General features: G+C 73.4%; 6 protein-coding genes and 1 pseudogene. 4 read left to right on the top strand and 3 right to left on the bottom strand.

The window, feature by feature from the left end:
- Together AC2VNT_RS02060 and AC2VNT_RS02055 are read right to left on the bottom strand one after the other, a co-directional pair.
- On the bottom strand, positions 1 to 762 hold a 762-nt coding region (locus AC2VNT_RS02060), incomplete at its 3' end, for a carbon-nitrogen hydrolase family protein (protein ID WP_486945272.1).
- Between the two features lie 62 nt (positions 763 to 824).
- Entirely contained in the window at positions 825 to 1364 is a 540-nt protein-coding gene (locus AC2VNT_RS02055) for a DUF2505 domain-containing protein (RefSeq protein WP_486945271.1), read from the bottom strand.
- Positions 1365 to 1390: 26 nt separating this feature from the next.
- Between AC2VNT_RS02055 and AC2VNT_RS02050 the strand changes: the two genes are divergently transcribed.
- Together AC2VNT_RS02050 and AC2VNT_RS02045 are read left to right on the top strand one after the other, a co-directional pair.
- A complete protein-coding gene (locus AC2VNT_RS02050; protein ID WP_486945270.1) occupies positions 1391 to 2458 on the top strand; it encodes a UDP-N-acetylmuramate dehydrogenase in 1068 nt (355 codons plus the stop codon).
- Between the two features lie 48 nt (positions 2459 to 2506).
- Complete coding sequence (locus AC2VNT_RS02045; RefSeq protein WP_486945269.1) at positions 2507 to 3829, top strand: L,D-transpeptidase; 1323 nt, start codon at positions 2507 to 2509, stop codon at positions 3827 to 3829.
- Here the strand turns inward: AC2VNT_RS02045 and AC2VNT_RS02040 are convergent.
- Complete coding sequence (locus tag AC2VNT_RS02040) at positions 3807 to 4577, bottom strand: SDR family oxidoreductase (RefSeq protein ID WP_486945268.1); 771 nt, start codon at positions 4575 to 4577, stop codon at positions 3807 to 3809. The two genes, AC2VNT_RS02045 and AC2VNT_RS02040, sit on opposite strands and share 23 nt — an antisense overlap.
- A 222-nt stretch (positions 4578 to 4799) precedes the next feature.
- Here AC2VNT_RS02040 and AC2VNT_RS02035 point away from each other — a divergent pair, with 222 nt between their 5' ends.
- Together AC2VNT_RS02035 and AC2VNT_RS02030 are read left to right on the top strand one after the other, a co-directional pair.
- The gene (locus AC2VNT_RS02035; protein WP_486945267.1) at positions 4800 to 6110 is read left to right on the top strand and encodes an ROK family protein; all 1311 of its coding nucleotides are present in this window, start codon (positions 4800 to 4802) and stop codon (positions 6108 to 6110) included.
- 4 nt (positions 6111 to 6114) lie between these two features.
- A pseudogene (locus AC2VNT_RS02030) lies at positions 6115 to 6284 on the top strand (D-inositol-3-phosphate glycosyltransferase); the annotation flags it as partial.

Below are 6284 nucleotides of genomic sequence, written 5' to 3'. Positions count from 1 at the left end.
GGCCAGCGTCTCCCGGGCGGTGGCCACCGCGTCCGGTTCGACGTCGGCGATCAGCAGCTGCGGTTCGGAGCCCGCCTCGGTCACCACCTCGCCCATCGGCGAGACCAGCAGACTGTGGCCCACCCCGGTGGGCGCCGCCGCCGCGACCGGCGGGGTGGCCGGGTCGGCCTGGGCGACCGCGGCGACGTAGCTGGTCGAATCCAGCGCCCGGGCCCGGGCCAGCAGCTGCCACTGGACCAGCTTGCCGGGACCGGCGCCCCAGGAGGCGCAGACCGCGATCAGCCGCGCACCGCGGTCGGCCAGTTCGGTGTAGAGCGCCGGGAACCGGATGTCGTAGCAGGTGGAGAGGCCCACCCCGATGTCATCGACGGGGATCACCGTCGGCTCGGATCCGGGCGCGACGGTGCGCGACTCGGTGAAACCGAACGCGTCGTAGAGGTGGATCTTGTGGTAGAGCGCATCGGTGCCGGTCCCGGTCGCCAGCAGCGTGTTGGTGACCCGCCCGTCACCGGCCGGGGTGAACATCCCGGCGATGACGGTGACGTCGTGCCCCGCCGCGATGGCCCGCACGCCGTCGGCCCACGGCCCGTCGACCGGCTCGGCGATCGGGCCCAGCGGCACCCCGAACCGGCACATGGCCGCCTCGGGGAAGATCACCAGCCGTGCGCCGTCGGCCGCCGCACGCTGGGTGTAATCGGCGAGCAACGCCAGGTTGGCGGCCGGGTCGGTGCCGCTGAGGATCTGTGCCAGGGCGATCCGCATGACTCCAGCGTAGGGGTGGTCGCGGCTGGCGCGAGCCGTGGCTAGTTCCGGTTCGGCCGGGCTCAACACCATGTCGCGGGTTGACCGGACCTGCCGGGTCCAGCCCGGTGCGCGATCCACCCCGAGGTGAACCGCTGCTCGGCGGCGATCAGCTCGGCGAGCTGGCCGCCGATGAAGCCCTCCACCTTGCCGCCCACCAGCGGGATGTCGACCTGCACGGTCGCGGTGAGGCGCAGCGTGCAGCCGCCCGGGCCGGGCTCCAGCGTCGCGTCGCCGGCAACCTTCGCGGGGGCGCCCACCACCGCCCCGGTGATCGCCGCCTGGGCCCGGCCGTCGCGCACCGGGCCCCACCGTTCGGTGCGCACCACCTCCAGGTCGCCGGGGTGAAACTGGGCGGCCAGCGCCGGCAGCCGGTCGCGGTGCAGCCGCTGGGTGGTGGCCACGGTGATCCCGGCGGCGTCGACGCTCATCGAGTCCAGCGTCGCGGCGTCGGCCCCGGAGTCGGCGAGGCGGGCCAGCCAGTACTGCTTGTCGGCGAACGCGGCATACACCGCGGCGACGCCGCCGAGGTACCGGGCCGACAAGGCGAAGGTGCGCGGCATAGCTGGTCAGGCTACCGTTACCGGCCGTGGTGGGTTCCCCGTTCGCCGGTGCGTGCGTCGCCGACGCGGTGCCGCTGGCTCCGCTGACCACGCTGCGCGTCGGCCCAGTGGCGCGGCGGGTGATCACCTGCATCAGCACCGAGCAGGTGGTCGCCGCGGTGCACGAACTCGACGGCGATCCGGGCGGTCCGCCGCTGCTGCTGGCCGGCGGATCCAATGTGCTGATCGCCGACGACCTGACCGACCTGACCGTGCTGCGGCTGGCCAACGCCGGCATCGAGATCGACGGGGCGCTGCTGCGGGTCGGGGCGGGCACGGCCTGGGACGACGTAGTGGCCCGAGCGGTCGCCGCGAATCTCGGTGGGCTGGAGTGTCTCTCCGGGATTCCCGGCTCGGCCGGCGCCACCCCGGTGCAGAACGTCGGGGCCTACGGCGTCGAGGTGGCCGACGTCATCACCCGGGTGCTGATGCTGGACCGCCGCACCGGTGCGGTGGCCTGGACCCCGGCCGACGAGCTGCGGTTCGGCTATCGGACCAGTGTGTTGAAGCACTCCGACACCGCGGTGGTGTTGCAGGTGGAGTTCGCCCTGGACCCGTCCGGCTGCAGCGCCCCGCTGCACTACGGCGAGCTGGCCGGCGCGCTGGGTGCAGCCGACGGTGAGCAGGCCGAACCGGCCGCGGTGCGCGCCGCGGTGCTGGCGCTGCGGTCGGCCAAGGGCATGGTGCTCGACGGTGCCGACCACGACACCTGGAGCGCCGGGTCGTTCTTCACCAACCCGGTGGTGGCGCCGGAGGTCTACCGGCGGCTGGCCGAGCGGGAAGGAACCGGTGCTGTGATTCCACACTGGGATGCCCCGGGCGGAGTGAAGCTGGCGGCCGGCTGGCTGGTGGAGCGGGCCGGCTTCGGCAAGGGCTATCCGGGCGTGGACGCCCCGGCGCGGCTCTCCACCAAGCACGCGCTGGCGCTGACCAACCGCGGCGCGGCCCGCACCGCCGACCTGCTGGCGCTGGCCCGCACCGTGCGCGACGGGGTCGGCGAGGCGTTCGGCATCACCTTGCACCCGGAGCCGGTGCTGGTCGGCTGTGCCTTGTAGGCCTTTCAGCGAGAAGGCATACCCGCTGGTCCCGGTATCTTGGGTCGAGTGACGACCGCCGGCGCCTCGCCGCCTTCGCGTCGGCCGGTGAACCGCCGCCGCGCGTTGGCGACGCTGGCCGTTGGAGCGCTGGCGCCGGGCCCCCTGGCGGCCTGCTTCGGCCGGTCCGGCGGCAGCGAAGCCCCGCCGGCGCCCCGGCTCACCTTCGAGCCCGCCGACGCGGCCGGTGACCTGCTGCCCACCGTGCCGGTCGGAGTCGAAGTCGCCGACGGCTGGTTCCAGCGGCTGGCGCTGACCAACCGGGACGGCAAGACGGTGGCGGGAGCGTTCAACCGGGAACGCACCGGCTACACCGTCACCGAGCCGCTCGGCTACGGCCAGGTCTACACCTGGCGCGGGTCGGTGGTCGGGCACGACGGCAAGGCGGTGCCGGTGTCCGCGACGTTTTCCACGGTGACGCCGACCGCCGTCGTCGACGCCGGATTCCAGCTCTCCGACGGACAGACCGTCGGGGTGGCGGCGCCGATCATCCTGCAGTTCACCGCGCCGATCAGCGACAAGGCCGCCGTCGAGCGGGCCCTGTCGGTCAGCACCGACCCGAAGGTGGAGGGCGGCTGGGCGTGGCTCCCCGACGAGGTGCAGGGGGCGCGGGTGCACTGGCGCAGCCGGGAGTACTTCCCGGCCGGCACCTCGGTCAACGTCACCGCCAAGCTCTACGGGCTGGCGTTCGGCGACGGCGCCTACGGCGCCGAGGACCTGTCGCTGGCGTTCGCGATCGGCCGCCGCCAGGTGGTCGAGGCCGAGGTCTCCTCGCACCGCATCCAGGTGGTCCGCGACGCGGGCGTGGTGATGGACTTCCCGTGCAGCTACGGCGAGGGCGACCAGGCGCGCAACGTCACCCGCGACGGCATCCACGTGGTCACCGAGAAGTACTCCGACTTCTACATGTCCAACCCGGCCGCCGGCTACACCAACATCCACGAACGCTGGGCGGTGCGGATCTCCAACAACGGCGAGTTCATCCACGCCAACCCGGCCAGCTCCGACGCGCAGGGAAACACCAACGTCACCAACGGGTGCATCAACCTGTCCACCGGCGACGCCGAGCAGTACTACTACGGCGCGATCTACGGCGACCCGGTCGAGGTGACCGGCAGCCCGATCGAGCTGTCCTATGCCGACGGCGACATCTGGGACTGGGCGGTGGACTGGGAGACCTGGCTTTCCATGTCAGCGCTCTCCGCCGACGGCAAGCCGGACGCCCGATCCACCGAGCTGCCCAGCACCGCCCCGGCCACCCCGACCGATGCGCCGACGCTTTCCGGCACCCCGACCACGGCGCCCCCGGCTAGCGGGCAGCCCGGCGGTTAGCCCGGGCGGCGCTGGCCTGGTCCCGCGGCCGGATGACGATCTGGTCCAGGTTGACGTGCGGCGGGCGGGATGCCACGAAGCCGATCACCTCGGCGACGTCGGCTGCGGTCAGCGGCGTCAGGCCGTCGTAGACCGCGTCGGCGCGTTCGGCGTCCCCGTCGAACCGCACCAGCGAGAACTCCGTCTCCACCATGCCCGGGGCGATCTCGGTGAGCCGCACCGGCTTACCCAGCAGCTCGCCGCGCAGGGTTCGGTGCAGCGCGCCCTGGGCGTGCTTGGCCGAGGTGTACCCCGCTCCGCCGTCGTAGATCTCGAACGCCGCGACCGAGGTGATGGTGACGATCAGCCCGTCGCCGGATTCGGTCAACTTGGGCAGCAGCGCCCGGGTGACCCGCAGTGTGCCCAGCACGTTGGTCTCCCACATCCAGCGCCAGTGTTCGATGTCGGCCGTCTCGACCGGCTCCAATCCCTTGGCGCCACCGGCATTGTTGACCAGCACGTGGACCGGGCCCGGGCAGGCCTGGACCAGTTCCTCGACCGCGGCTGGGTCGGTGACGTCGGCGACCACCGCGGTGCCACCGATCTGCTCGGCCACCTCCGCCACCCGATCGGCCCGGCGGGCCGCCGCGACCACGTGGAAGCCCTGCGCGGCGAGTGTTCGCGCGGTCGCCTCACCGATCCCGGAACTCGCCCCGGTGACCACCGCAACGCGCCGCCGCCGTGCTGCGGCCGGTTCAGGTGTCGACATCGACCCGACTCTAGTGGCGTGCTACATTTCCCGCTGTGCATCGCAGTGCTGACCAGGTGCTGACCGGGTGTCCGGTCGACCGCGCGTGTTGTTCGCGCCGGTCACCGCGCCTGGGTCGCTGCGAATAACGCTCAGCAGAGCTCGCGAGTCCCGGGCGCCATCTCAGCCCCGTCGGAATCTCCAGACAAGGACGATCGCGTGCGTTCCACCACCCTCCACCCGGTGCCGACCGATCGGCCGACCCGCCGGCGCTCCCATCCGCGGGAGCTGCCGCCGTCGCTGCGGCTGGCCGACGCCCCAGTGGCGTCGGTGCTTTCGGCGGTGCGGCTGCGCGGTCCGATCGCCCGGGACGCGATCGCCGACGCCACCTCGCTGAGCACCGCCACGGTCAACCGTCAGGTGACCGCGCTGCTGGAGGTCGGCCTGCTGCTGGAGCGCGCCGACCTGGCGGTGCCCGGCGCGATCGGACGCCCGCGGATACCGGTGGTGATCAACCACGAACCGTTCCTGGCCCTGGGTCTGCACGTCGGGGCGCGCACCACCAGCATCGTCGCCGCCGACCTGTTCGGCCGGACGCTGGATGTGGTGGAGACACCGACCCCGCGAGGCGCCGTCGACGCCGCGCTGGCGTCGCTGGCCGGCAGTGCGCAGCGGTACCTGAGCCGCTGGCACAAGCGCCGGGCGCTGTCGGTCGGGGTGGCCGTTGGCGGCGTGGTGGACAGTGGCACCGGCCACGTCGACCACCCGCGGCTGGGCTGGAAGCGGGCGCCGGTCGGCCCGGTGCTGGCCGAGACGCTCGGCCTGCCGGTCTCGGTCGCCGCGCATGTGGACGCGATGGCCGGCGCCGAGCTGCTGCTGGGGGTGCCGAAGTCGGACGGCGAGACCGGGCCGGGCACCCGGACCGGCCTGTATGTCTACGCGCGCGAGACGGTCGGCTACGCGCTGGTGATCGGCGGACGGGTGCACAGCCCGGCCAGCGGTCCGGGCACCATCGCCGGGCTGCCGGTCTCCTCGGAGCTGCTGGGCGGCTCCGGAGCGCTGGAGTCCACCGTCAGTGACGAGGCGGTGCTGGCCGCGGCCCGCCGGCTGCGGATTCCGCCCGACGGCAACGGCGTGGCCGCGGTGGCTGGCCTGGTGCGGGAGGCGCGGGCCGGCAACGAGCCGGCGGCGGCGCTGCTGACCGAACGGGCCCGGGTGCTCGGCGAGGCCGTGGCACTACTGCGCGACGTGCTCAACCCGGATGACCTGGTGGTGGGCGGGCAGGGCTTCACCGACTACCCGGAAGGCATGGCCGAGGTGAAGCGGGCCTTTGCGGAGCGTTCGGTGCTGGCGGGACGCACCATCCGGGTCACCTCGTTCGGCAACCGGGTGCAGGAGGCCGGGGCCGGGATCGTCTCGCTGGCCGGGTTGTATGCCGACCCGGTGGCGGCCATCCGCCGCGCCCCCCGGGGCGTCGGCCCGCCCCCGGGCGGCCCGCGGCACACCGGCGTGACCTGCGGCGTCACCAAGACGCGGGCCGGGCTGCAAAGATAGCCCTGTGCGAGGTGACGGCGGGTCCGGCGCGGCCGGGCAGTCCGGATCGGCTGCCGCTCGGAGTGGGCTGCGTCGGGTGGCGGTGGTGTCGGTGCACACCTCGCCGATGGCCCAGCCCGGCACCGGCGACGCCGGCGGGATGAACGTCTACGTGCTGCAGAGCGCGCTACACAT

Source organism: Mycobacterium sp. TH-M15, from assembly GCF_057473705.1.
This window is presented reverse-complemented; position numbering and strand designations above follow the sequence as displayed.